Source organism: Limnobaculum zhutongyuii, assembly GCF_004295645.1.
Taxonomy (GTDB): domain Bacteria; phylum Pseudomonadota; class Gammaproteobacteria; order Enterobacterales; family Enterobacteriaceae; genus Limnobaculum; species Limnobaculum zhutongyuii.
The window spans coordinates 3,598,106-3,623,779 of sequence record NZ_CP034752.1 but is presented as its reverse complement, the minus strand read 5'-3'; the positions used below and the strand labels follow the sequence as shown (position 1 = coordinate 3,623,779).

General features: G+C 45.9%; 23 protein-coding genes and 1 pseudogene. 15 read left to right on the top strand and 9 right to left on the bottom strand.

Annotated features, from left to right (window positions below; genetic code table 11):
* Positions 1–46: 46 nt before the first annotated feature.
* Both ibaG and murA read left to right on the top strand, forming a co-directional pair.
* Positions 47–301: a BolA family iron metabolism protein IbaG gene (gene ibaG / locus EKN56_RS16150; protein ID WP_130592732.1), complete on the top strand. Its 255-nt coding sequence runs from the start codon at positions 47–49 to the stop codon at positions 299–301.
* A 123-nt stretch (positions 302–424) separates the two neighbouring features.
* Positions 425–1,690 carry a UDP-N-acetylglucosamine 1-carboxyvinyltransferase gene (gene murA, locus EKN56_RS16145; protein WP_108900471.1) on the top strand — a complete coding sequence of 422 codons (1,266 nt, stop codon included), beginning with the start codon at positions 425–427 and terminating at the stop codon, positions 1,688–1,690.
* 434 nt (positions 1,691–2,124) lie between these two features.
* On the opposite strand, the gene degS is transcribed toward murA, so the two are convergent.
* From degS to dpiB, 5 genes are all read right to left on the bottom strand, one after another.
* Positions 2,125–3,198, bottom strand: coding sequence for an outer membrane-stress sensor serine endopeptidase DegS (degS, locus tag EKN56_RS16140; protein WP_130592731.1), 1,074 nt, complete (start codon positions 3,196–3,198; stop codon positions 2,125–2,127).
* A gap of 88 nt (positions 3,199–3,286) precedes the next feature.
* A complete protein-coding gene (degQ, locus tag EKN56_RS16135) occupies positions 3,287–4,660 on the bottom strand; it encodes a serine endoprotease DegQ (protein WP_130592730.1) in 1,374 nt (457 codons plus the stop codon).
* A 252-nt stretch (positions 4,661–4,912) separates the two neighbouring features.
* Positions 4,913–5,323: a Z-ring associated protein ZapG gene (gene zapG / locus EKN56_RS16130; protein ID WP_130592729.1), complete on the bottom strand. Its 411-nt coding sequence runs from the start codon at positions 5,321–5,323 to the stop codon at positions 4,913–4,915.
* Between the two features lie 271 nt (positions 5,324–5,594).
* Positions 5,595–6,299 (bottom strand): two-component response regulator DpiA, encoded by a 705-nt coding sequence (dpiA, locus tag EKN56_RS16125; protein WP_130592728.1) that lies wholly within the window; start codon positions 6,297–6,299, stop codon positions 5,595–5,597.
* A 4-nt stretch (positions 6,300–6,303) separates the two neighbouring features.
* Positions 6,304–7,932 carry a sensor histidine kinase DpiB gene (dpiB, locus tag EKN56_RS16120; protein ID WP_130592727.1) on the bottom strand — a complete coding sequence of 543 codons (1,629 nt, stop codon included), beginning with the start codon at positions 7,930–7,932 and terminating at the stop codon, positions 6,304–6,306.
* 336 nt (positions 7,933–8,268) lie between these two features.
* Here dpiB and citC point away from each other — a divergent pair, with 336 nt between their 5' ends.
* From citC to sspB, 12 genes are all read left to right on the top strand, one after another.
* A complete protein-coding gene (gene citC, locus EKN56_RS16115; RefSeq protein WP_130592726.1) occupies positions 8,269–9,345 on the top strand; it encodes a [citrate (pro-3S)-lyase] ligase in 1,077 nt (358 codons plus the stop codon).
* The gene (gene citD, locus EKN56_RS16110; protein ID WP_130592725.1) at positions 9,342–9,638 is read left to right on the top strand and encodes a citrate lyase acyl carrier protein; all 297 of its coding nucleotides are present in this window, start codon (positions 9,342–9,344) and stop codon (positions 9,636–9,638) included. The genes citC and citD overlap by 4 nt, the downstream gene beginning before the upstream one ends.
* The gene (gene citE, locus EKN56_RS16105) at positions 9,635–10,531 is read left to right on the top strand and encodes a citrate (pro-3S)-lyase subunit beta (RefSeq protein WP_130592724.1); all 897 of its coding nucleotides are present in this window, start codon (positions 9,635–9,637) and stop codon (positions 10,529–10,531) included. The genes citD and citE overlap by 4 nt, the downstream gene beginning before the upstream one ends.
* Positions 10,532–10,546: 15 nt before the next feature.
* Positions 10,547–12,103, top strand: coding sequence for a citrate lyase subunit alpha (gene citF / locus EKN56_RS16100; protein ID WP_130592723.1), 1,557 nt, complete (start codon positions 10,547–10,549; stop codon positions 12,101–12,103).
* Positions 12,104–12,110: 7 nt separating this feature from the next.
* Entirely contained in the window at positions 12,111–12,641 is a 531-nt protein-coding gene (gene citX, locus EKN56_RS16095; RefSeq protein ID WP_130592722.1) for a citrate lyase holo-[acyl-carrier protein] synthase, read from the top strand.
* Positions 12,631–13,551, top strand: coding sequence for a triphosphoribosyl-dephospho-CoA synthase CitG (citG, locus tag EKN56_RS16090; protein WP_407656560.1), 921 nt, complete (start codon positions 12,631–12,633; stop codon positions 13,549–13,551). The genes citX and citG overlap by 11 nt, the downstream gene beginning before the upstream one ends.
* A gap of 21 nt (positions 13,552–13,572) precedes the next feature.
* A complete protein-coding gene (locus EKN56_RS16085; protein WP_130592721.1) occupies positions 13,573–14,718 on the top strand; it encodes a 2-methylaconitate cis-trans isomerase PrpF family protein in 1,146 nt (381 codons plus the stop codon).
* Positions 14,719–15,213: 495 nt separating this feature from the next.
* The gene (locus EKN56_RS16080) at positions 15,214–16,647 is read left to right on the top strand and encodes an anion permease (protein WP_130592720.1); all 1,434 of its coding nucleotides are present in this window, start codon (positions 15,214–15,216) and stop codon (positions 16,645–16,647) included.
* Between the two features lie 321 nt (positions 16,648–16,968).
* Positions 16,969–17,397, top strand: a complete 429-nt coding sequence (gene rplM, locus EKN56_RS16070) for a 50S ribosomal protein L13 (protein WP_130592719.1) — start codon at positions 16,969–16,971, stop codon at positions 17,395–17,397.
* 15 nt (positions 17,398–17,412) lie between these two features.
* Positions 17,413–17,805 (top strand): 30S ribosomal protein S9, encoded by a 393-nt coding sequence (rpsI, locus tag EKN56_RS16065; protein ID WP_130592718.1) that lies wholly within the window; start codon positions 17,413–17,415, stop codon positions 17,803–17,805.
* A gap of 317 nt (positions 17,806–18,122) precedes the next feature.
* Entirely contained in the window at positions 18,123–18,764 is a 642-nt protein-coding gene (sspA, locus tag EKN56_RS16060; protein WP_130592717.1) for a stringent starvation protein SspA, read from the top strand.
* A gap of 5 nt (positions 18,765–18,769) precedes the next feature.
* Entirely contained in the window at positions 18,770–19,270 is a 501-nt protein-coding gene (gene sspB / locus EKN56_RS16055; RefSeq protein WP_130592716.1) for a ClpXP protease specificity-enhancing factor, read from the top strand.
* 68 nt (positions 19,271–19,338) lie between these two features.
* Here the strand turns inward: sspB and dsbI are convergent, their stop codons facing one another.
* The 3 genes and pseudogenes from dsbI to EKN56_RS16040 all read right to left on the bottom strand — a co-directional run bounded on the left by dsbI (position 19,339) and on the right by EKN56_RS16040 (position 22,617).
* Entirely contained in the window at positions 19,339–20,046 is a 708-nt protein-coding gene (gene dsbI / locus EKN56_RS16050; protein ID WP_130592715.1) for a protein-disulfide oxidoreductase DsbI, read from the bottom strand.
* A gap of 12 nt (positions 20,047–20,058) precedes the next feature.
* Positions 20,059–20,667: a thiol:disulfide interchange protein DsbA/DsbL gene (locus EKN56_RS16045; RefSeq protein ID WP_246020104.1), complete on the bottom strand. Its 609-nt coding sequence runs from the start codon at positions 20,665–20,667 to the stop codon at positions 20,059–20,061.
* A 152-nt stretch (positions 20,668–20,819) separates the two neighbouring features.
* Positions 20,820–22,617: pseudogene (locus EKN56_RS16040) on the bottom strand (aryl-sulfate sulfotransferase).
* 428 nt (positions 22,618–23,045) lie between these two features.
* Here EKN56_RS16040 and EKN56_RS16035 point away from each other — a divergent pair.
* On the top strand, positions 23,046–24,014 hold the full coding sequence (locus tag EKN56_RS16035) for a LysR family transcriptional regulator (RefSeq protein ID WP_130592713.1): 969 nt from the start codon (positions 23,046–23,048) through the stop codon (positions 24,012–24,014).
* 230 nt (positions 24,015–24,244) lie between these two features.
* On the opposite strand, the gene EKN56_RS16030 is transcribed toward EKN56_RS16035, so the two are convergent.
* Positions 24,245–25,663: a glutamate synthase small subunit gene (locus tag EKN56_RS16030; protein ID WP_130592712.1), complete on the bottom strand. Its 1,419-nt coding sequence runs from the start codon at positions 25,661–25,663 to the stop codon at positions 24,245–24,247.
* Positions 25,664–25,674: the final 11 nt, after the last annotated feature.

The window sequence follows — 25,674 nt, the reverse complement described above, 5'->3', positions numbered from 1 at the left end:
TTCTATTCTGAAAAACAGAACCTTTCTGATTAATATAGTGAAGACGATGGATACTAACGAAATAAGACAAATTTTGCTCGATGCATTAAATCTGCAAGATGTTCGCGTTACGGGTGACGGTAGCCATTTCCAGGTGATTGCCATTGGTGATATGTTTGAAGGTATGAGCCGCGTTAAGCAACAGCAGGCCGTTTATGCTCCGCTGATGGAATACATTTCCGATAATCGCATTCATGCACTATCAATTAAGGCATATACCCCGACAGAGTGGGAACGCGACCGCAAACTGAGCGGTTTGTAATTGGGTGAACAACCCATACGGGCTGCAGTGATTTTATCTGTGCTGATTAAATAACAACCTATAACAAGAAATATTAAATCAGCATCTGACCTTTTAAATGTTGTTGTATTAGAGAGAGCGATTATGGACAAGTTTCGAGTACAGGGCCCCACCCGACTAAGTGGTGAAGTGACAATTTCTGGCGCTAAAAACGCAGCGCTACCAATTCTTTTTGCAGCACTGTTGGCGGAAGAGCCGGTAGAGCTACAGAATGTACCAAAGCTGAAAGATATCGATACCACCCTGAAGTTACTGGGCCAACTGGGGGTAAAAATTGAGCGTAATGGTTCGATTTTTGTTGATGCCAGCAATGTCACTGAGTTGTGTGCTCCGTACGATCTGGTTAAGACCATGCGTGCCTCTATTTGGGCGTTAGGACCGTTGGTTGCTCGTTTTGGTTATGGTCAGGTATCCCTACCGGGTGGATGTGCTATCGGTGCTCGTCCGGTTGACTTACATATTTCAGGCCTGGAACAACTGGGTGCAGAGATTAAGCTGGAAGAAGGGTATGTTAAAGCATCGGTTAACGGTCGTCTGAAGGCCGCGCATATCGTGATGGATAAAGTTAGCGTAGGCGCTACGGTAACCATTATGAGTGCAGCAACGCTGGCGGAAGGAACGACGGTTATTGAGAATGCGGCTCGTGAGCCAGAAATTGTGGATACGGCTGAATTCCTGAATACGTTAGGTGCGAAAATCACAGGTGCAGGAACTGACCATATCACTATTGAGGGTGTTGAACGCTTAGGCGGCGGCGTATATCGCGTGCTGCCTGATCGTATTGAAACCGGTACTTTCCTGGTGGCTGCCGCGATTTCTGGTGGTAAGGTGATTTGTCGTAATACTCGCCCGGATATGCTGGATGCGGTATTAGCCAAATTACGCGAAGCGGGTGCTGAAATAGAAACGGGTAGCGACTGGATCAGTCTGGATATGAAAGGCAAGCGTCCGCACAGTGTGAATATTCGTACTGCGCCGCACCCTGGTTTCCCGACCGATATGCAGGCCCAGTTTTCTCTGTTGAATCTGGTGGCGGAAGGAACCGGTGTCATTACCGAAACCATTTTTGAAAACCGCTTCATGCATATTCCTGAGCTGATCCGTATGGGAGCTCATGCTGAAATTGAAGGCAATACGGTTATCTGTCACAGCGTTGATAAACTGTCTGCCGCTCAGGTAATGGCAACGGATTTACGCGCATCGGCAAGCTTAGTATTAGCGGGTTGTATTGCGGAAGGCGTTACGGTTGTTGACCGCATTTATCATATCGATCGTGGGTATGAGCGCATTGAAGAAAAGCTGAATGCATTAGGTGCTAATATTCAGCGTTTTAAAGAGAAAGATGAATAACGTTTAGGTTGGTTATTGATTGAAGTTGAAAGGGCGTGGAATGTGAGTTCTGGGCCCTTTTTGATTATTAGTAAGCCTGATTAATTGGTATCAGTGAATATTCCGACCGTAAAAATAAAGTATTCAAATCTGCACTGAGTGCGGTCGGAAAACCATCTGTACTCAGCTTGAGTGCGCGTCGGGCCTGGTCTGCCTACGGGCAGTTATGAAACACCTTGCGGTGTTTCACCCTGACGGGCCAGCGCAAGCGCTATTCAAACAGGCGAAGCCTGTTTGTCGTTGGCTTACGCCAAGTCGACCCCCACGGCAGCCCCTCCCTCCGGTTGGCCATTTTTAGGCATAAAACTAAACTTTCATTTTTTGCCATCGATTAAAAAGGGCGCAGATTTTATTTTCTGCACCCTTTCTGTTTTAACTTAAATGTATGAAATGAATTAATTGTTCTGCACCGGGTATTCGGAGATTTTTAGCGTGAAGGTCAGGCGCTGGCCCTGACGTAATACAATGACCGGGATGCTAGTGCCAGGGCGGATTTCTGAAACTTCATCCATGACTTCAATGGCCGAGGTGGCTGGCTTGTTGTTGACGTTGACCAGAATATCGCCAACCAGCAGCCCCGCTTCTTCAGCCGGACCGCCTGGGGTTACGGAGCGCACCAGTATGCCTTGTAACCGATCGAATGGACTGCCTTGATTTTGCATCTGGCTGAATTCACGGCCTTCAATACCGATAAAGCCACGAATCACTCGTCCGTCCCGGATCAGCTTATTCATAATTTTAGTGGCAAGTTCGGTAGGAATCGCAAAACCAATACCTTCCGGCGTATCGCCGTCGGTACGTTTATCTAATGACAGAGTATTGATACCCACTAACTCGCCCAGTGAGTTAATCAACGCACCACCAGAGTTACCGTGGTTAATCGATGCGTCAGTTTGCAGCAGGTTTTGTCGACCATAAGGGCTAAGGCTGGTTCGTCCGGTGGCGCTGATGATGCCCTGAGTAACGGTTTGACCAAGGTTATAGGGGTTACCAATTGCCAGAACGACATCGCCAACGTGAGGTGAGCGTTTTGAGTTAATTGGAATAACTGGCAGGTTGTCCTCTTTGATTTTGAGAACCGCTAAATCAGTTAAGGTATCGGCACCAACCAAAATTGCTTCATAAACCTGACCATTTTGTAATGTGATAATAACCTGGTCGGCGTTCAGAATAACGTGTCTGTTGGTAAGAATATAACCTTTCTTATTCATAATAACGCCAGAACCCAGGGTGTTAATCCCCAATGTATTCTGGCTGGAAGAGCTAAGAGCGCTGCGGTTATAGACGTTAACCACAGCCGGTGCAGCGCGCCTGACGGCACTGTTATAGCTTACTGGTGACTCACTAAGAGGTAAATTCAGTGAATTGTTAAACAACCCCGATGCATCACGCAGTGAGGGAAATATCAGCAGTAGAGCAGCGGCAATAATTAAGCCAATAATTATTGAACGTAACAGTTTGGCAAGCATGCATATCGTCAAAAATAGTAAAGGTAAGGAAGGATACCATGACTTGAACGGATACGGCATAGTGCCGTATCCGTTTTTGCGATCGGGATTAACGCAGAATTAGATAGATATTGTCATCGCCGCGTAAAATATTGAGTGCCAGCACATTTGGTTTGCTGTCCAGTATCTTACGTAGTTCACCAATATTGGTAGTACGATCGCTGTTGACCCCAATGATCATATCACCAGCTTTTAAGCCACTTTGAGCGGCCGGAGAGCCTTTTTCCACATCTTTGATCATTACGCCCTTAGTGCCCTTAACTTCACCGTTGTTGAAGCTGGCGCCTTGCAGGGCAGGAGACAGTGACTCTGCACTGATGGAAGACTGATCGCTGTTTTGTAGCTCAACGTTGACTTCCATTGGTTTGCCTTCGCGCAGCAGACCCATTTTAACTTTCTTACCGGCACCGGCGGTGGCAACTTTAGCCCGTAGTTCAGCAAAACTGCTGATGGCCTTACCATCCAGAGAAACAATGACGTCACCGGATTTAATACCAGCCTGTGCCGCAGCAGATTTTGGCAGAACTTCGCTAACAAACGCACCGCGTTGAGCATCCACTTTAAATGCTTTTGCCATTTCGGCGGTCATTTCGCTGCCTTTAATGCCCAGCATGCCGCGTTTAACTTCACCGTATTTAATTAACTGATCGGTCAGGTTTTGCACCATATTGCTCGGGATAGCAAAACCGATACCCACGTTACCGCCGCTAGGGGCAAGGATCGCAGTATTAATGCCAATCAGTTCACCGTTAAGGTTAACCAGCGCACCGCCGGAGTTACCACGGTTTATGGATGCATCCGTCTGGATAAAGTTTTCCAGACCTTCCAGGTTCAGACCACTACGGCCTAAAGCGGAAATAATACCGGATGTCGCGGTTTGACCCAGACCGAATGGGTTACCTACCGCAACGGCGAAATCACCAACGCGCAGGCTGTCAGAATCGGACATCTTAATCGAGGTCAGATCCTTTGGATTAGAATCGGTTAACTGTAACAGCGCGATATCAGATTGTTCATCACGCCCAATCAGTTTTGCCTGATACTCTTTACCGTTATTCAACTGAACGCGAATCTTGTCCGCATTGTTGATAACGTGGTTATTGGTAACCACATAACCTTTCTCTGCATTGATGATGACACCAGAGCCCAATCCTTCAAATGGACGAGAACTTTGTTGCTCAGACGGCATGTTTGGACCGAAGAAGAATTTGAACTCTTCAGGGATACGCTGACGCTGAACTTGTGTACCTTCAACATATACGCTGACCACAGCAGGAAGAACTTTATCCAGCATTGGAGCAAGGCTTGGTACTTGCTCTCCGGCGACGGTGGTTGGTAAAGCCGCATTGGCGACCGGTACTGAGGAAAAAGTTAATCCCAGGCTGACTGTCAGGGCGCTTAATAATAAAGTGGTTTTTTTCATGGATGATTACTCTCAATACCAACAGGTTACATGTTTAAACTATTACAAAATAGTGTAGCTATTGCTATGACTGTAAGTAGTGTCAAAAAGTTCATGATTCAAGCGCCAGCAAGGGTTGAAATCGGCGGTATCAATAAATGTGATACGCTTCAAATACAGTTGGGGCGCAGATAAAACGGATAAAGTAAAGAAAGGTAATTAATTGTAGCAGAAGAAAATGACGCTATCGGGTTGATAGCGTCATTAGAGATTTTAGTCTTTACGTTCCGGGCGGAATAATCCGGAAGCACCTTCAGAGTAATCCCGCGGTGGGATATCAGCCGACAGCTGATCCTGTTCTGAAGCAGAAGAAACGGGCTTATAGTTGATATAGCTAAATGGATTATCGCTGGTGGCCATATCAGGTAACAATGCAGTTGAACTTTTAATCATATGCTTCTGGAACTGGCGATAATCTTGAGCCATTTTTTCTAACAGCTCTGCGCTGTGGGAAAAGTGACTAACCAGTTCCTGACGGTAAGCTTCCAGCTCTGCCTTATTCTTATTAAGCTCCTGCTGTAATGCAGTTTGTTGACGTAGTTTTCTGTTACCAAAACGCATAGCTAAAGCGCCAATGATAAGACCAACAACTAAGCCAGCAATCAGTGCATACTCCCAAGTCATATTGACTCCTTTTTACGGTCACAAATTACAGAGGGGCAATCCCAGATAACAGAGTGATAGTGGAACAAGTCATCTTTTACTGATAGTTATATACTCACCTTACCAGTGAAATCCACTTACTCAATTTTTACCCACCAACTATACCTGCAAATGGTGCTCCGGGGGAACCTCGTTCGACATTTCCTTATATCTTACCATGATAAAACGCACTTTTTAATCTTAAACCCGTAATAGGAGTTTTACAGCTCTGTTAGCAGTAATGTTTTACTTATTAATCGGTTAATACTATTCGACCGGGGGTGCTTAAGCGATATATGCGCTGAGGTCGGCCTACTTTTCCATAAATAATTTCAGCCTGTAAGAAGCGCTCTTTAGCGCAAAACTCCAGATAGCGTCTGGCTGTTGTTCGGCTTAATCCTAATTTTTTGGCAATATCTTCAGCGGTATAGCCAATTTGTGCATCGCTGAACGCATCCTGAACAATTTTTAGTGTGATTTCATCAATACCAATGGGCATGGTTGGCTTAGCCTGAATGCGGGCGAAGGTATTAAACATTTCATCAACCTGCCACTGGCTGACATCTTCCGTTTGCTTCTGAACCCGATGCAGGTGGCTAAGGCGAACCAGCGTTTGTTCCAGACGATCGTAAGAAACCGGCTTCAGCAGATAGTCAAAAACACCACAGCGAATGGCTTCAGAAACGGTATCAATATCGCTGGCGGCAGTAATAAAGATAACTTCACCATGGTATTTTTCAGCGGAGAGCTCCTGTAATAGCTCAATGCCCCGGCCATCCGGCAGGTAGTTATCCAGAATGATCAGGTCGGGCTTGAAGTTATTAATCATCATGCGTCCTTGCTCAAGATTACCGGCAAGCCAAACTTGACGACAGCTATTGTGACGTTTAATAAATTCAGCGTGCATTTCGGCAAGCGGGGTTTCATCCTCAATAATTAGAATATTTAGGTATTTCATATAATTAACTTCCTTTTCCTTTGGGGATAAAAATAGAGAATACAGTACCGCAAGGCTCATTATCATCAATAGTGATGGTGCCGTTATATTGGTCAATATAGGTTTTGACCAGATAGAGACCGATGCCATGGTCTCCACTGTTTTTAGACGTCACGCCCCGCGTAAAAATAGTGTCATGAATATCGGGAGCAATGCCGCAGCCATTATCTGAAACTTCAATAATGAGTTCAGATCCCTCATCTGAAATAAAAAACTCAATCAGTTTATTGCTGTCAGGATTTTTTAATGTGGCTTCAAAAGCATTATTCAACAAATTTCCAAGAATACTGGCCAGCTCATTTTCCGTGAGTGGATTAACATTGGCGCTCAGTGTACTGCCGGGAATAAACTGCATTTCCAGTCCGAGCTCTTTTGCCCGGTGATATTTACCAAACAACAGACCAGCAATCAGACGGTTTTTAAACATTTGGCTAATGCTATCGATAAGGGACTGTTGATTTGAGGATTCAAATTTAACCATCTCCAGCGCCCGGTCATACTCTTTCAACTGTAGCAATCCACCAATGGTGGAGATCCAGTTAAGATGCTCATGACGTAGTGTTCTCAGGTTTTCTACATACTGTTGTATTTGGCTCAGTTGGGCACTGAGAGTATTGATCTCATCATGGCGGCGAAAACTGACAACCCAGCCCTGAAACTCACCGTCAATCCAGATTCCTACCCGGTTAGCTATAATTTTTAGGCCATTAATGATAAGTAGGTCGTCAATACGGTTGGTACCGCTGGTTTCAAGAAAGTAATCAGAAGGTGTAATCAGATTCTGCACCTTCTGACCCACCAGATATTTTGCTGCACCGGCCAGTTTGAACATTTTTTGGGCGTTCTGATTGATGGCGGTGATTTTACCTTCTGTATCAACGGCAATAAGTCCTTCGAAAACGGCACCAAACAGCGCGTCTTGCTGGCGCTGTACTCTGGCAATTTCCATGGGTTCCATACCCATCATCTGTTTTTTAATATGAGTGGAGAATTGCCAGGAGAGAAGAATAAGGATAAACAGAATCAGTAACAGGGCGCTGGTGAGTGGCAGAATTTGATTAGAGCGCCACATGTCAATTTTACTGTTGAGATATCCTAACGATATAACACCGATGACCTGATTATTTTTATCCCAGATAGGGGTTTTAGCCCTGAGAGCCAACCCCATCGACCCTTCACTGCTGATGATGTAGCTTTCGCCTCGTTCCAGTGCGCCGGGTTTATTCCACTGCATGGTATAACCAATCTTTTCCGGATTAGGGTGATACAAGCGAGTAGAATTTTCATCACCAATGACCAAATAGCTAAAGTTAGACTCCATACTAAGACGGTCAGCGATCTTTTTAAGTTTTTTGGTATCTCTTTGTTCCACGCCTTCAATCACATCATCCATTGAAGCAATGATCTTGGCCTGGTTCATGGCGATTTCACTGACTTTATCGGTCAGATAATTATCTAACTGATATTCCATGAATTTGTTTAATGCGCCTAACAGTAAGGTAAAAACCACAAGCAATAATAAGAATACACGCCATTGGAATGACATGTTTTTTAACATATTCTTAATATATTCCTTTTTCGTTTTAATACGCATTTAACATTCACTTTTTATTATTTGAAGTGTGAGGAATGAATATAATTAATTTATTTATAAAATGCATTTAATTAATAAAAAAAATAAAAACCATTAAGATATTAATGTTTATTCGGCTAAGTGTGAAGCAGATCAATTAACTCCCTCAACCTAGTTACTATGATGTTATCCATGATTTTATTAGTCAATTGACTTATTTTTTTAATTATTAAAATAACATTCCCGATAATGTTAAAGACATCGTTTTCTTTTAATTATTAACTTCTGATAAATGTGTAAGTTGGCACGGTATTTTTCTTTATTACTATAGCTAAATACTTATATAGAGAATAGAACATGTATAATTCAACAATATTCAGCCGTGTAAAACGTTCAGAGTATAAAAAAATAGCAGAGATCACAAAATTTCTGCGCAAGAACGATTTGAATATTGATACGTCGGTTGAAGAGTTTATTACCGTGATGCGCGATAGCCAAATTATCGCCTGCGGTGGTATTGCCGATAATATAATTAAATGCGTGGCAATTAACGAAGAACTTCGTGGTGAAGGGATTGCACTCTCTTTGGCAACGGAGTTGGTTAATCTGGCTTATGAGCGTCACCATAGCCATCTGTTTATTTATACTAAAACTCAAAATGAAGTTTTGTTTCGCCAGTGTGGTTTTTTCCCTATCGCTTCCGTTCCCGGCATTGTGGTTTTAATGGAAAACAGCAGTTGCCGGTTGCGTCGTTATAGTCAGCAGTTAGCGACCAGCCGTCAGCCCGGAGAAAAAATTGGTTGCATCATCATGAATGCCAACCCGTTTACGCTCGGCCATCAATATCTGGTACAGCAGGCAGCAGCGCAGTGCGACTGGCTTCATCTGTTTTTAGTCAAAGAGAATACCTCGACTTTCCCTTATGTAGATCGCTTAAGGCTGGTTACAGAAGGAACCGCAAATATCGCCAATTTGACGGTTCATCCCGGCTCGGAGTATATGATTTCCCGGGCAACCTTCCCTTGCTACTTTATTAAAGAGCAGGGCATCGTTGATAACTGTTATACCGAAATTGATCTGAAAATATTCCGCCAGTATCTGGCACCGGCTTTGGGAGTGACCCATCGCTTTGTGGGTACTGAACCTTTCTGTGAAGTGACCAGTAAATATAACGCCGATATGCGTTACTGGTTAAATACCCCTGAATTAACTTTCCCCCCTATTGAGTTAGTTGAAATAGAGCGCTTACAACATGAAGGCACCGCTATTTCGGCTTCCTGGGTACGTCGTCTGTTGGCCAAAAAACAGATGGATGTTATTGCTGATTTAGTACCCGACTGCACTTATAACTATTTAATTAATAACCCGAATATTCGGCAGAAAAGTGCAGGAACCCCCTCAGAAGAATCTGTTATTACCGTAGGTGAATTATGAAAATTGTAAAAGAAGCCGTTGCCGGCACACTTGAATCAAGTGATGTCATGGTACGGATCGCACCCATTGGAGGGTCGGAGATCGATCTGCAGTTAAACAGCAGCGTGGAAAAACAGTTTGGTGATGCCATCCGGGAAACCGTGATGGATACATTATCCAAACTGGGTGTAACGGGCGTTCAACTGATTATCGATGATAAAGGCGCTCTTGACTGCATTTTACGTGCTCGTCTGCAAACCGTGTTGTTAAGAGCCAGCGACAGCAAAGAACTTCCGTGGGGGGCATTAAAATGAATCCAGCTCTAAAGCAGCGGGTCCGCCGCAGTATGCTGTTTGTTCCTGGTGCGAATGCCGCCATGGTGAGTAACTCTTTTATTTATTCTGCTGATGCCATCATGTTTGACCTGGAAGACTCGGTAGCATTGAGAGAAAAAGATGCTGCGCGTTTACTGGTATTTCATGCGCTGCAACACCCGATGTATCAGAAGATTGAAACCGTTGTGCGGGTAAATGCACTGGATTCTGAATTTGGTATTAAAGATCTTGAAGCGGTAGTACGCGGTGGCGTTGATATCGTTCGCTTACCGAAAACCGATAGCGCCCAGGATGTTGTTGATATGGAGCAACAGATCGCTCGCATTGAAGCTGAATGCGGTCGGGAAGTGGGTAGCACCGGAATGATGGCGGCGATTGAATCTGCGGAAGGCATCAATAATGCCGTTGATATTGCTCTGGCTTCTCCACGTCTGATTGGTATTGCACTAGGTGCTGAGGACTATGTGCGCAACCTGCGTACCGAACGCTCACCGGAAGGTATTGAGTTATTGTTTGCCCGTTGCTCTATCCTGCAGGCGGCTCGTGCGGCGGGAATTGCGGCATTTGATACCGTCTATTCCGATGCCAATAACGAGCAGGGCTTCCTGAATGAAGCGGCTCATATTAAGCAATTAGGCTTTGATGGCAAATCGCTGATTAACCCTCGTCAAATAGAACTTCTTCACAACCTTTACGCGCCAACTACCAAAGAGCTGGAATATGCTCAGCGAGTGATTGAAGCGGCAGAAGCTGCGGCAGCTGAAGGTCTGGGTGTGGTTTCTCTTAATGGCAAAATGATTGACGGCCCGATTATTGAACGTGCTCGTCTGGTGGTACAACGCGCAGCGCTTTCCGGCGTTCGTGAAGAATAAGATGAGGTGAAAATAATGGCTCGCCAACAACGTGTAACGAATTTATGTAATAGCCTGATTCAGCAACTTAATGACTTTGATGAAGAATCCGGGGCTAAAGCTCCATTGAAACTATCGCCTTTCTGCGATGTTTCCAAGGCTAATCTGCAATCGAAAAAACCAAGAGATAAGAAAATCTGTAATTCTCTGGAAGATGCGATTCGCCGTTCCGGCTTGCAGGACGGCATGACTATCTCTTTCCACCATGCTTTTCGCGGTGGGGATTTAACCGTCAATTTAGTCATGGCTCAAATCGCCGCCATGGGGTTCAAAAACCTGACGCTGGCCTCCAGTTCGCTGGCTGGCTGCCACTCTCCGCTGATTGAACATATCCGCAATGGTGTGGTGACCCGTATCTATACTTCTGGTCTACGCGGGCCACTGGCTGAAGAGATTTCCCGTGGTTTATTAAAAGAGCCGGTTCAGGTTCACTCTCACGGCGGCCGCGTTAATCTGGTGGAGTCAGGGGAATTAAGCATTGATGTGGCTTTCCTTGGGGTTCCAGCATGCGATGAGTTTGGTAATGCCAACGGATTCACCGGCAAAGCCTGTTGTGGCTCGCTGGGTTATGGTCGGGTTGATGCTGAACACGCTAAAACTGTGGTGCTGTTGACGGAAGATATCCTGCCTTACCCACACCATCCGCTGAGTATTTGTCAGGATCAGGTCGATCTAATTGTACAGGTCGATCGCGTCGGTGATGCGGATAAGATTGGTGCGGATGCCACGCGCATGACCACCAACCCACGTGAACTGCTGATTGCCCTCAGAGCGGCTGAAGTGATCATTAACTCTGGCTATTTCAAACAGGGTTTCTCGATGCAAACCGGTACCGGTGGTGCTTCGCTGGCGGTAGTGCGTTTTCTGGAAAACAAAATGCGCAGCCAGAATATTACTGCCGGTTTTGCTTTAGGTGGTATCACGGCGGCCATGGTTGACCTGCATGAGAAGGGGCTTATCGACAAGCTGCTGGATGTGCAAAGCTTTGACAGTGGCGCTGCGGCATCACTGGCGCGTAATCCAAATCACGTTGAGATCAGCGCTAACCAATACGCTAACTTCACTTCCAAAGGCGCTTCCGTTGACCATCTGGATGTGGTGATCCTGAGTGCTCTGGAAATTGATACCCAGTTCAATATCAACGTACTCACCGGTTCGGATGGTGTATTGCGCGGTGCGTCTGGTGGACACTGCGATACCGCCGCGGCTTCCAAGCTATCGATTATCGTGGCACCGCTGGTCCGTGGACGTATTCCAACCATCGTTGAGCAGGTAACAACCTTAATCACACCGGGAAGCAGTATCGATATTCTGGTTACCGATCATGGTATTGCCGTTAACCCCGCACGTCCTGAACTGGCAGAACGGTTGCAAAAAGCCGGTATGGATATTGTCAGTATTAATGACCTGTATCAGCGCGCATTAATGCTAACCGGTAAGCCTAAACCGATTGAGTTTACCGATCGGGTGGTGGCAGTGGTTCGCTATCGCGATGGCTCAGTGATTGATGTTGTTAATCAGATAAAAGAGTAATCGTGCAATGAATATTCTCCCGGAACAGGCGAGTTATCACAAAGTCACGCTGGAAGAGGTGTTGTTGAGCAGAGAAGCTCGCCAGGAACGGCAGCAGCTCTGGTTAGCTAAACATCAAACCACCCTGATTTCGTTAACTGTTGTGGTTCCGGGTGAAATTAAGGACAGCACAGTAGTGCGCCAGGCCTTCAATCTGGCCTGGCAAACGTTAGACAAATTATGTCAGCAGCAGAAATGGAATGTTGTTGATAAGGCAGTGTTTTGTTTGCCAACCGGCCCGGAGGGGCTGATAGCAATAGGTCATGATGCCAGAGAAGTTAAGCGTGCTTGCGTAGAAAGTGAAGAGCAAAGTACGGTTGGTCGCCTGTGGGATATTGATGTGATCGGCAGCGAAGGCATCATCTCCCGCCAGTCAATGAATATCGCACCAAGACAGTGTTTTCTCTGCTCCCGCGATGCGCGAATTTGCGCCCGTGAACGCACCCATTCCGTACCGGCGCTGCATCAGGCGATGGAGGATTTAATCAATCATGTTTAGTTCAATGAATTCGGCGAATGCCGCTCATCGTCTGGAACTTAACAAACTGCCCTGGGTAGTCCGCTGTAGCCAACTGGCTAACAGCGCCATGCTGAATGAAGTTAATTTGACACCTAAGCCGGGACTGGTGGATATGCGCAATAACGGCGCGCATAAAGATATGGACCTGACGGATTTCTACCGTAGCGCCGAAGCGATTCGGGTCTGGATCCCTTATTTTATCGAATATGGCATGAGCACTCATCTGCAGCCCAGCAGCGATATTCTGTATGGCTTACGCCCGCTGGGGATGGCATGTGAAGCCTCGATGTATAAAGCCACATCCGGCGTAAATACTCACAAAGGCACTATTTTCTCGCTGGGATTACTGGCAACCGCTATGGGGCGGCTGGTTTCAAATCAGAAGGCGGTTACCCAGCAAAATCTATGTCATGAAGTCGCGGCCATGAGTCACGGCATGGTGATGCGTGAACTGGAACAGAATAATCAGGCGCTGACGGCGGGACAGAGGCTCTATCAGCAGTATGGACTGTCTGGTGCTCGTGGTGAGGCCGAATCTGGTTTTCAGTCAGTGCAAACCACGTCATTGCCGGTTTATCAAAGTTTAATTGCTCAGGGAATTGACCCACAACGCGCCCTATTGCAGGCACTACTCAGCCTGATGGCGGTAAATGGCGACACCAACGTCGCTTCTCGCGGTGGGCCGGAAGGTTTGCGCTGGTTACAGCAAACGGCACAGCAGTTTTTGGCCGAAGGTGGTGTGATGCAAACCGATTACATTAGCAAGCTAAAAGAGTTCGATCGGCAGTGCATTGAACGCAATTTAAGCCCTGGTGGCAGTGCCGATTTGCTGATTGTGACCTGGTTTTTAGCTCAGTTTCCTGAGTCCCACAGTAAAAATATTAATTAATCATCGCTGGAGGAGTTAATCGTGGAAAATCATACCATTCCCTGCTTCTGGATGCGCGGGGGAACCAGTAAAGCTGGCTGTTTTGTGGAGGATTCTCTTCCACCAGAAGTTTCAGAACAGGATAAGTTACTGTGCCGTATTTATGGCAGTAGCGATCCTTCCGGACGACAAATAAACGGCATGGGTGGCGGGACGTCAACCACCAGTAAAGCGATGATCGTAGGTAAGCGGGCTGGAGAGAAGAACAGCGTCAACTATACCTTTTGCCAGGTTGAAACCGCGACTAACGCGGTAGATCGCAAAGGAAACTGTGGCAATATCTCTTCTGCTGTTGGACCATTCGCGATTGAAAATGGGCTGGTGGATGAAATCACCGAACCGGTAACCAAAGTTAAAATTTTTAATACCAATACGCAAAAAACCATTGTCTCCCATGTACCGGTTAAAGCTGGGAAAGTGGTGTATAACGGTGACTTCTCTATTTCCGGTGTGCCTAGTACCGGCGCCCGTATTCAACTTGATTTTCTCTCTCCTGGTGGCGCGGTAACCGGAAAGTTACTGCCAACAGGACAGCCTAAAGATGTAATCGATGTGCCCGGTTATGGGCCAACAGAGATCACCATTGTTGATGCAGCCAATCCTCTGGTATTCGTCAGAGCTGCTGATTTAGGTCTTACTGGTAATGAGTTACCGGCTGAAATCGACAGTAACGCTAAGCTATTAGACAGAATGCTGGCGATTCGTGAGGCTGCCGCGGTACTGATTGGGCTGGCGAAAGATATGCATGACGCCAAACATAATAGTCAGGCAGTACCGAAGTTCTGCTTCATTGCGTCGCCAATGGGTTATACCAGTTTGTCTGGTCAGGCGGTTTCGGCAAACGCCATTGATATTCAGGCCAGAATGCTGTCTATGGGAAAATTACACCCGGTGTTGGCTATTACTGGTGGGGTTTGCATTGGTGTCGCGGCTAAAATTCCCGGAACGCTGGTGCATGAAATCGCCGGAAGCTGTAGTGAAAAAGATGAATTAAATATCGGCCATTGCAGCGGGGTTCTTTCGGTTAGTGCTGAGGTAGAAAGCCAGAACGGTGAACTGAAGGTATTAAACGGAACGGTATATCGAACTGCCCGTGTGTTGATGAGGGGTGATATCGATTTCAATTAATAGTAAACCATCTTTTATATTCTTTATGAATTAAGTAATAACAATTAGAAAATATATAGAATCGGATAGGTAATAATTAATCTCCTGTTTGTTTCTCTGTCTTGGCACTTATTATTCCTTGGTAAGTGCCATTTTTTCTTTGTGAATAATTTTATTCATATGAATAGTTAAATATATAAAGTTAATAAGAATTAAAATGGTAATTAAAAACATTAAATTTATAACTTCAATTTAGTCTGCGTCACATAATTATTATTTGGTTTGCCGCATTATCTGATGCAATTGATAAGAATATATTTGCCTTCAGGCATTGGGTTTATTTACTAAGGTTAGATAGTCATATCGACAGTCGTGTCGATAATAACAAGTCGATAACAATAAATAAAAGAGTACTAAAAGTAGTTCGCCGATTTTTATAAATAGCTTTGATGCTTATTTCTGTTGATTTAAGCACGTACCCCTTATTTTGTTTTTATCTTAAGGAGATTGAGAGTAATGAGTAAAGAAAAAATGTGGAAGCTATTGCTGTTAATAGCCATTCCCATAATTATTGCGTTAATACCGACGCCGGCAGGATTACCGCCGATAGCCTGGCTATTGTTTGGTCTCTATCTGGCTGCAATCGTTGGCTTGGTATTAAAACCCTATTCTGAACCGGTTATCTTGCTGGCAACCATTGCTGCAACGGCGGTGGTGATTGGCCTCTACGGCGGTAAAGATATTAAGATATCTGAAGTACTGAAAGGCTATTCCTCCGGTACAACCTGGTTAGTGTTTGCTGCGTTTACCCTGAGTGCTGCATTCGTTATTACTGGTCTGGGCAAAAGAATATCCTATATCCTGATTGGTAAACTGGGGGGAACAACGCTGGGTTTAGGCTATGTTACCGCTATTCTCGATCTGTTTATTGCTCCGGCAACCCCGTCTAACACTGCGCGCGCAGGGGGAATTGTATTCCCCATTATTAACAGCGTATCCGTAGCATTAGGTTCCGATCCTAACGATAGCCCACGTAAAGCGGGTCACTATCTGATGGTTAACGTATATATGGTGACTAAAACCACCAGCTATATGTTCCTGACGGCAATGGCGCCTAACGCGCTGGCATTAGCCATGATGGCAGATATCCTGCACATTAAACTGAGCTGGGCTGGCTGGGCACTGGCTGCCGCAGTTCCTGGGTTGATCATGTTGGCGATCACGCCTTATCTGATTTACAAGATGTATCCGCCAGAGCTGAAAAAAGTTAACAACAAAGAGATTGCAGCAGAAGGGCTGGAAAAATTGGGCCCAATGACGCTGCGTGAAAAACTGTTGGGTGTGATTTTCGTATTAGCCCTGTCAGGCTGGATTGGCGCTGATTTTATCGGCATTGATGCATCTACTGTCGCGCTGTGTGTTATGGCAGTTACGTTGATTCTGGGTGTGGTCACCTGGGATGATGTGCTGAAGAATAAGGGCGGTTGGAACACGCTGATTTGGTACGGCGGTATTATCGGGATGTCCGGTGTATTAACTAAAACCGGATTCTTCGCGTGGTTAGCCACCTTTATGGGTGAGCACCTGACCTTCGGTGACCATGCAATGACCGCGCTGTTTGTTATCATGTTCATCAGCGTTGCCATTCGTTATCTGTTCGCTTCCGGCGGTGCTTATGTGGCAGCCATGGTGCCGGTATTTGCTACCGTTGGTATGGTGGCCGGTGCGCCTCCAATGTTGCTGGCGTTAGGGTTACTGTTCTCTAACTCCTACGGTGGTAGTCTGACCCATTACGGAGGCGCTGCTGCTCCAATCGTGTTCGGTGCCGGTTATAACGACATCCGTTCATGGTGGATTATCGGTGGTGTGATTGCCTTCCTGAGCCTGTTTGTTCATATGACCATTGGCCTGGGCTGGTGGGAACTGTTAATCAGCATGGGCATTATCTAAGTCCGATAGTTGATCAATCGTTAACATCATTCCACTGTTTAGCCCGCGGTATCCACTGCGGGCTAATTTTTTGGGTAATTAATCGTGAATAAAGTAGGTTTAGCTATAAAAACAGGTCGACCTTTGGGGGCGACTTCTCTATAATCTTGCGACCCCACGTTACAACAAAGTTTTTTTTCCCAGAAACTTTAATGGTGCCGGCATTTAACTGCTCGAAGGGGTAGGTTTGCTGGACTCGATTGGTCGTGTGAGCCTCAACAATGTTTTTAACGTTTTGGTGTTCACCAACGTGTGTAACTTTATATTGGGTAAGTTATTTAAATGAAAACTTTTTCAGCTAAGCCAGAAACAGTAAAACGTGACTGGTATGTTGTAGATGCAACTGGCAAAACGCTGGGCCGTCTTGCTACTGAACTGGCTCGTCGTCTGCGCGGCAAGCATAAAGCGGAATATACTCCGCACGTTGATACTGGTGATTACATCATCGTTCTGAACGCAGAGAAAGTTGCTGTAACCGGCAACAAGCGTTCTGACAAGATCTACTATCACCACACTGGTTTCATCGGTGGTATCAAGCAAGCGACCTTTGAAGAGATGATTGCCCGCCACCCTGAGCGTGTGATTGAAATCGCGGTTAAAGGCATGCTGCCTAAGGGCCCGCTGGGTCGTGCTATGTATCGTAAACTGAAAGTTTACGCAGGCAACGAGCACAACCATGCGGCACAACAACCGCAAGTTCTGGACATTTAATCGGGATTATAGGCAATGGCAGAGAATCAATACTACGGCACTGGTCGCCGCAAAAGCTCTTCCGCTCGCGTCTTTATCAAGCCGGGTAGCGGTAATATCGTAATTAACCAGCGTAGTCTGGAACAGTACTTCGGTCGTGAAACTGCCCGCATGGTAGTTCGTCAGCCGTTAGAACTGGTCGAGATGGTTGAGAAACTGGATCTGTACATCACTGTTAAAGGTGGTGGTATCTCCGGTCAAGCTGGTGCTATCCGTCACGGTATCACCCGTGCACTGATGGAATATGATGAATCACTGCGTAGCGAACTGCGTAAAGCAGGTTTTGTTACTCGTGATGCTCGTAAGGTTGAACGTAAGAAAGTCGGTCTGCGTAAAGCACGCCGTCGTCCACAGTTCTCCAAGCGTTAATTGTTTGCCCTTCGGGCAGATGCTTAATGTTAAAAACCCGGTTTATACCGGGTTTTTTTATGGGACAAATCAAAAGAAATTTCCGCGTTATTTTGCAGGATTTTAAACCCCCTACAAATAATGTTGAATAAATCATCACTGACGTCTGATCAAGATGGCTAAAATCTGCTAGAATAGCCGACGCTTCGTATGCTTATCGATTCAGGTCATTTCCTTGCAGGAAGATAATCCATAGCTGAAAGCACAAAATTAGGGGAGTTGTCGTGTCTGACGGCTGCCCATTTCTGGTCATTATATTGAGAAACTTGGAGGTTTTCATGGCTGTCGCTGCCAATAAACGTTCGGTCATGACGCTATTTTCCGGCCCTACAGATATTTTCAGTCATCAAGTACGTATTGTTCTGGCTGAAAAGGGCGTGAGCGTCGAGATTGAGCAGGTCGACATGGATAACCTGCCGCAGGATTTAATAGATCTCAATCCTTATGGTTCTGTTCCTACTCTGGTTGATCGTGAGCTGACGCTGTACAAATCTCACATTATTATGGAGTACTTAGATGAGCGTTTTCCTCATCCTCCATTAATGCCAGTGTATCCTGTCGCACGTGGAACCAGCCGTCTGATGATGCATCGGATTGAGCAAGACTGGTATTCACTGCTGAATACTATCCTGACTGGCAGTGCTTCAGAGGCTGAATCAGCCCGTAAGCAACTGCGTGAAGAACTGCTAGCAATCGCTCCAGTGTTTAACGAAGCGCCTTATTTTATGAGCGAAGAGTTCAGCTTGGTTGATTGCTATCTGGCCCCGTTATTATGGCGTTTACCGCAGTTGGGTATTGAACTGTCAGGTGCTGGAGCTAAAGAAATCAAGTTGTACATGAATCGCGTATTTGAACGTGAAGCATTCCTGGCTTCTTTAACCGAATCTGAGCGTGAAATGCGCCTGCAAATGCGGGGATAAGAGTGATGGAGCCTACACAGATGACTCCGCGTCGCCCTTATCTGTTACGGGCTTTTTATGACTGGTTACTGGATAATCAGCTCACTCCCCATTTAGTGGTGGATGTTTCTGTCCCTGGAATTTCCGTTCCAATGGAATTTGCCCGTGACGGTCAGATAATTTTGAATATTGCGCCTCATGCTGTAGGCAATCTGGAACTGGGAAACGATGATATTCGTTTCAATGCTCGCTTTGGCGGCATTCCTCGCCATGTTCATGTTCCTATGGCAGCAATACTGGCGATTTATGCCAGAGAGAACGGTGCAGGTACCATGTTTGAACCGGAACCCGAGTATCTGGAATCCGCGTTCGCTTATCAGGATGCTGATGAGACCGACAGCGACAAATCAGAAACGGGAATTCATTTGGTATCAGATGAAGAACCCGAAGTTTCTGATAACGGTCCGGGTGATGATGAGCCCCCTCAACCTCCACGCGGTCGTCCTGCGTTGAGAGTGGTGAAATAGCGGTACCAGTTTTACAGTGAAAAAAGGCGGAGATTTTATCTCCGCCTTTTTATACCCAAAAGAAAAAATCACCGTATCTGAGAACCCATGCGTACCGGTTTATTACCGCGAGCCAGTTTAACTATCCAGGCAATAGTCATGATCACCAGAATAATAAAACACAGCCCAAAGGCCAGAAAGCAAGCCTGAGCCATATTCATAAACTGCCATGATGGAATCAGATACCAACCTTCCGCCTGAACATACATATCAATAAACCATTGTTGGATGCTGTTTAGCGTTACCCCATCCGGAACGATAGGGGCATCGTAGCCACAGTCTCCGGTTGGCTTAAACCATTCCGGTGACCAGTCGGCCAGCGGAAGACCGAAGGGAAATGTTGGATCGGTGGAGCACCCCTGCACGCCAAAAAGCGCATCAGGGTCAGGGTTATGTACCGCATGGTGAATACCATTTAATTTAATGGAGTAGCCCATACCGGTAATCGCGCCGTAAAATGCCGCGATACAACCAATCAGCTTAAGCACAATTATTTTCGGATTGATGGCGGCAATCAGCCCGCCAATAACCATGACAAACATAGCGAAGCGAATATAGACGCACTGTTCACATGGTGCCATGTACAGGTAGATCTGGAAAAACGAGTGGGCAAGAACGATTAATCCGCCCATCACCACCACCATCAATAACCATAGGAAACGCTGTTCCTGCCATCTGACCAGCGTATCAACCGGTGCGGTGCGTAGGTTTTTCCACATTGTTTTGAACAGACGCATAATGTGAAATCCTTATTTGGCGGCCAGCTCTTTAACCAGGTCGGCCATGGAGTCGATAGATTTAATGCTCTTGGTCAGGATCAGATATTTTCCGTTGACCACATAAGCCGGTACTCCCTGAATTTTTGCCACCTCATAGCTGGCTTTCCATTTCTCCAGCGTTTCCTGAACCTTTGCATCCTTCAGACTCTCATCGAAGTCCGCTTTGGTGATACCGGCGGCATCCAGTCCGGTTTTAATAAAGGCTTCAGGGTCTTTACCGTCAGACCAGCGTTCTTTCTTATCATGATAGGCCGCGTAATAGGCGAACTTGACTTTTTTAAATAGAGATTTCTCATCAAAAATAGAGACACCAGCCGCCTGATCTTTATGAATTAAAACGGCGAAGACTTCACTGGCTGGCCGACCATATTCACCTTTGGTTTCTAAATGAAAGGGAAGGAAAGTCACTGTATCAGCCACTTTAGCGGCAACTTGTGCTGTGACGGCTTTATCGTATTTGTAGCAGAAAGGGCAGGCATAGCTGAATACTTTGATTAGCGTTTTCTCTGCGTCAGGAATCGGTTTCTCCAAAACCACATAGTCGGTTCCTTCAGTAAAAGCTGAAGCAACAAATGACATTGCCAACAAAGAGGCACAAAGTGCACTTTTGAGTAAGCATTTAAACCCTGATGAATACATGATGGCTCCTTAAAAATTGAAAGATATAACGGCTTTTCGCAACCAGAACTTATTGCTCCCCGATACGAAAACGCATTCAGGGAGCATCTGAATTACTTGAACATATTCTGTGGACGCACCAGCAGGGCTCTATAGTGGGTCTGGTTAGGTTTATCGGAAAGCACATCGATCTCTACTTTCACCGCTTTGGTTTTATAGTCGATCTCATTCAGCTTACCGACAGTCGGTTGACCAACATCGAACAGGTGAATGGAGCCACCAAAACCAAACATGGTATCTCTGTCTTTTTGATATTCCACAATTGAAGTGATAGGGCTATACCAGTCATAACCGCGATCCTTTCCATATTCCCAAACCTGCTGAACCGTCATGTTCTTCTCATCAATCTTATATTCCACAAAACGTGAGTATTTCATGGTGGGCAGCGCAGGTTGCTCGAGACCGCGACCATCACCGTTGTCGAACACGGTCAGGGTGCCTTTACTGGAGAGCCAGGCAGTATGTTGGGTATAGCTGAAATCGAAGTCACTGTTTTCACATTTGCCGTTTTCATCACACTGCAATGGTTTTCCACTGTCTGATACCGGTTTCAGCAGCTTTTTAGCCAGCTTTTCATTCCAGCCTTTGGACGGAGCCAGAATCCATTTCACCTCTTTATCACGGCCGATTTTTACCACTCCCTGATGGCGGGAAGAGAGAATGATGGAGTCATCTTTAGCATCATAGGCGATGGAGTTTACGTGCGCCCAGTTACGGCCAGGGCCGACACCTAAAGCGTCACCGTAAGGTGTATCCGGCTCCAGTTTGGCCTGTTGACCGGCATGAGCCAAATCGACGTTAACACACACCGCACCGGCATCCAGCGCGCCTAACAGGCTATCGCGTAATGGATCAAGTATCAGGTTTAAATCCCATACGTCGATAACGCGCCCGGATTTATCGACTTCGATGATGTGATCGCGAATGGTATGTACATGTAAGCCGTCATCACGCTTATAGTTGCGTTTACCTACCCGTAGCAGCACGGTGCCGTTAGAGGTTTCCACCGATTCATGGGTGGCATCCATAAAGCCTCTGGGGAGTTTATGATCCACCAGAATCTGGCCCATCATGTCAAACTCATACCAGTGTTGCCCTTGTACGGCGGTGAAAGTGCCTCGTGGTGTTTCACGAATCCCCATCAGATAACCACGTTTATTGATGTTTACATCACGACCATCGTAAATGGCATTTTGATTAAGCCACCAGCGATACTCTCCCTGTGTATCAACGATAAAAGTGAAAGGAGCGATATCAAAAGGCAAAGCTCCGCCAGCAGGGCCGGCGTCAAGAATACCTGCATTTTTATCCTTTTCGCCGTGCCAGTGGAGATCGGAACCTTGAGCAGTGAAAGTATGGGTATTAACTAAGTACAAACGATCTTCAAATCCGGGGGGCGACAGTGATGACTTTAGTTTCCTGCAGATCGCTTAATGAACGGTTATCCATGTAGTTATTGACGATGGATGAGGTCTTGATGATGTACTCATCTTTTAACGGTTTATTATTTTCCTTATATTCCACCGTGACCTTGTTATCGTGTTTTTGGTACAGGCCAAATATTGGAATGCCATCGTAGCTTTTTATTGATTCAGCCCCAACCGCGTAGCTGATGGGAACACCTTTATCATTTTTTCCGTGTACCGTGACTTTAACGTCAGAAACTTTGTGACCGTCCAGTTCAACTAATGCGGTTAAGGGGGCATTTCCGTATGGATCCACCACGATGGCACCTAAATTACCAGCAGGCTGTGCCGGTTTAAAACCGGCAGCCATTAGCGTTGGGGAGGCAAAGCCCAGCGCTAATGCGACTGTACCTGCTACCAGCGTATTTCTGGTTTTTATAAACATAGTTATCTCCTGATTGGCAATGCTACTTTCTTGCGATTAGAGGGGCATGCCTTACCAGTCAGGCACTAACCCCAACCATCCCAAAAGGGAATCTTTTTTATGCGATTAATGGGGCAACTCAGCGGTTGACTTAACCAAGAGTTTTTGTAAACCAGATAAATGATTTAAACCCGTAACTATTTAATAGTTATTGTTTTTCTATGTTCTGAATGAATGAAAAATTCCAAGTTATGTAAAATTAAATGTAAATTTTAGATGCTGATTATTAATAAAAAATCATGATTTAAATCTTTTATGATTATATTTATCAAATAGTTAAATTAATTTAATTTGACTTAAATCACGTTACGTTTGTTACATTTGTTTACTTTATGCCGATAGTAGGTTATCTCTGTGGGGAGATAAATACTCCTTTCCGGATAACGATTATGCGTAAAGTGGAAAACATTCCTCTGGATACGGAATTACTTAATTTATTCAAAGCTTTATCGGAAACTCAGTCGCTAACGGCAGCAGCAAACAAGCAGGGAATGAGTCAGGCGGCTGCCAGCAGAGCATTAACTAAACTGAGATCCATTTTTAACGATCAACTGTTTATTAAATCGGGCTACGGTATGCAGGCAACGCCGAGGGCCAGGCTGCTTACTCCCAGGGTGTTGGCTGCTTTACAGGAACTGGATCGACTAACCGATCCGGATGAGTTTCGACCGGAAGAGCTGACGCGCACGTTATATGTAGGGGCGGTCGATAATGGTGTATTTACCATTTTTTCCCGAGTGATTGGTGAGCTTTTTCGTCAGGCGCCAAAAGCGCGAATTGAGATATTACCAATAGGGGAAGATCTCTGTTCCAGCCTGAAGTATGGAACCATGGATTTAGCCATTTTCCCTTTGCTGGCTTTGCCATCAGATTTTCATGAAATTAATCTGTTTGAAACCTCTTACGCCTGCTTAGTACGACAGGGGCATCCGCTGACGGAGTATATCGGCTCGGGAAAAATCCCTTCAATGGAACAGATTAATCAGTACCGACGTATGCAAATTACCGTTCATGACGGTAAACAGGGGCAAGGATATGCCATTGATGAAGGTGCTTTTGAACATTCGGCAGACCATGATATTGCTATGTCAGTCCCCTATTTTTTAGCGGCGCCAATGATACTGGCAGAAACCGACTTTGTATTAACCTTACCCTGCCAAACCGCTCATCATTTTGCGGAAAAGAATAATTTGGTGGTGTTGCCTTATCCTTGTGATTCACGAAAGTTTTTTACCCGATTGATTTGGCACCATCGTGTGCACTATGACCCGGCAGTTCAATGGCTAAGAAGTTTGTTTATTAAGTGTGCATCGGAGGAAGGGAAACTTGTTAAAGCAAAGGAAACTGAAAGCGATTGATGAAAAGTCTGACTGTTTACTTTTGTACTTAAAAATGGCTAATCGTCAGGAGGGAGGGGGTAGGTCTGATGTACTCTGAAGTTACGTACGGACGGTCTTCCGGTCGAGCATAACGCTAATATAAGCACTTTAGATTTTACGACCGGAATATCCAGAGCTGCTGATTTGTTAGTTTTTTACTAGTCATAGCCCGCCAGTATTGGCGGGCTATTCTCATAATTCACAACAACCTAAACACCCAAAAACGTCATAATCCCGTCCGCTGCTTTACGCCCTTCGGCAATCGCCGTTACTACCAGATCGGAACCGCGCACTGCATCACCACCGGCAAATATTTTGCTATTGCTGGTTTGATAAGGCATTTCGCTGTCATCCGGGGCGGTAATTCGTCCTTGCTTATCCATATTGACGCGCTGTTCTGTTAACCACGGCATACTGTGTGGTTTAAAACCAAAAGCCATAATGACGGCATCGGCGTTTAGGGTATGCTCGGAACCTTCGATCACCTGTGGATTACGACGCCCTTTGGCATCTGGCGCTCCCAGTTCAGTACGCACGACTTTCACGCCGTTTACCTGACCGGCAGCATTGACTTCAATACTGACTGGCTGCAGGTTAAACTGGAATTCAACACCTTCTTCACGGGCATTTTTCACTTCGCGTCGTGAACCTGGCATATTCTCTTCGTCCCGGCGGTAGGCACAGATCACCTGAGTAGCCCCCTGACGGATAGCGGTTCTGACGCAGTCCATCGCGGTATCACCACCGCCAAGTACCACCACTCGCTTACCTTCCAGATTGATATAAGGTTCATCCTTGCTGGCGGCATAGCCCATAATATGTTTGGTATTAGCAATCAGATAAGGTAAGGCGTTATACACACCGTTGGCTTGCTCATTCGGTAAGCCTCCGGACATGGACTGATAGGTGCCTACACCAAGAAACACGCTGTCATACTCTGCCAGTAACTGAGCGACGGAAATATCCTGACCAATTTCGGTGTTCAGTCGGAACTCGATCCCCATTTCGGTAAAGATTTGGCGACGTTTTACCATCACCTCTTTATCCAGTTTGAAAGAGGGGATGCCAAACGTCAGCAGGCCACCGATCTCCGGATGACGGTCGAACACCACCGCCTGTACGCCATTGCGCGCCAGCACGTCGGCACAGGCTAATCCAGCGGGACCAGCACCAATAATTGCCACTTTCTTACCGGTAGACTTCACCTGTGACATATCCGGTTTCCAGCCCATCTCCAGCGCTTTATCGGTGATATAGCGCTCAATATTACCGATGGTGACGGCACCAAACTCATCATTCAGAGTACAGGAGCCTTCACACAGGCGATCCTGTGGACAAACACGACCGCATACTTCCGGCAGGCTGTTGGTTTGGTGAGCCAGATCCGCCGCTTCCATAATTCTTCCCTCATTGGCCAGCTTCAGCCAGTTAGGAATGTAGTTATGTACCGGACATTTCCACTCACAATAGGGGTTACCGCAGGAGAGACAACGGTCTGCCTGCGCTTTGGCCTGCGTATCCAGAAAGGGTTCGTAGATTTCAACAAACTGAATCTTCCGGATATTTAGCGGTTTTTTCGGCGGATCAACACGCTGCAGGTCGATAAATTGATAGACATTTTCGCTCATGGTTTACCTTC

Excerpts from the sequence above, each read along its gene's own strand:
- dpiA (WP_130592728.1), bottom strand. The coding sequence starts at position 6,299 with ATGAAATACCTAAATATTCTAATTATTGAGGATGAAACCCCGCTTGCC.
- citD (WP_130592725.1), top strand. The coding sequence starts at position 9,342 with ATGAAAATTGTAAAAGAAGCCGTTGCCGGCACACTTGAATCAAGTGAT.
- dpiB (WP_130592727.1), bottom strand. The coding sequence starts at position 7,932 with ATGCGTATTAAAACGAAAAAGGAATATATTAAGAATATGTTAAAAAAC.
- ibaG (WP_130592732.1), top strand. The coding sequence starts at position 47 with ATGGATACTAACGAAATAAGACAAATTTTGCTCGATGCATTAAATCTG.
- degS (WP_130592731.1), bottom strand. The coding sequence starts at position 3,198 with ATGCTTGCCAAACTGTTACGTTCAATAATTATTGGCTTAATTATTGCC.
- EKN56_RS16030 (WP_130592712.1), bottom strand. The coding sequence starts at position 25,663 with ATGAGCGAAAATGTCTATCAATTTATCGACCTGCAGCGTGTTGATCCG.
- EKN56_RS16045 (WP_246020104.1), bottom strand. The coding sequence starts at position 20,667 with ATGTCATTTGTTGCTTCAGCTTTTACTGAAGGAACCGACTATGTGGTT.
- citF (WP_130592723.1), top strand. The coding sequence starts at position 10,547 with ATGGCTCGCCAACAACGTGTAACGAATTTATGTAATAGCCTGATTCAG.
- citX (WP_130592722.1), top strand. The coding sequence starts at position 12,111 with ATGAATATTCTCCCGGAACAGGCGAGTTATCACAAAGTCACGCTGGAA.
- murA (WP_108900471.1), top strand. The coding sequence starts at position 425 with ATGGACAAGTTTCGAGTACAGGGCCCCACCCGACTAAGTGGTGAAGTG.
- citC (WP_130592726.1), top strand. The coding sequence starts at position 8,269 with ATGTATAATTCAACAATATTCAGCCGTGTAAAACGTTCAGAGTATAAA.
- rplM (WP_130592719.1), top strand. The coding sequence starts at position 16,969 with ATGAAAACTTTTTCAGCTAAGCCAGAAACAGTAAAACGTGACTGGTAT.
- citE (WP_130592724.1), top strand. The coding sequence starts at position 9,635 with ATGAATCCAGCTCTAAAGCAGCGGGTCCGCCGCAGTATGCTGTTTGTT.
- dsbI (WP_130592715.1), bottom strand. The coding sequence starts at position 20,046 with ATGCGTCTGTTCAAAACAATGTGGAAAAACCTACGCACCGCACCGGTT.
- EKN56_RS16035 (WP_130592713.1), top strand. The coding sequence starts at position 23,046 with ATGCGTAAAGTGGAAAACATTCCTCTGGATACGGAATTACTTAATTTA.
- sspA (WP_130592717.1), top strand. The coding sequence starts at position 18,123 with ATGGCTGTCGCTGCCAATAAACGTTCGGTCATGACGCTATTTTCCGGC.
- degQ (WP_130592730.1), bottom strand. The coding sequence starts at position 4,660 with ATGAAAAAAACCACTTTATTATTAAGCGCCCTGACAGTCAGCCTGGGA.
- EKN56_RS16080 (WP_130592720.1), top strand. The coding sequence starts at position 15,214 with ATGAGTAAAGAAAAAATGTGGAAGCTATTGCTGTTAATAGCCATTCCC.
- zapG (WP_130592729.1), bottom strand. The coding sequence starts at position 5,323 with ATGACTTGGGAGTATGCACTGATTGCTGGCTTAGTTGTTGGTCTTATC.
- rpsI (WP_130592718.1), top strand. The coding sequence starts at position 17,413 with ATGGCAGAGAATCAATACTACGGCACTGGTCGCCGCAAAAGCTCTTCC.
- sspB (WP_130592716.1), top strand. The coding sequence starts at position 18,770 with ATGGAGCCTACACAGATGACTCCGCGTCGCCCTTATCTGTTACGGGCT.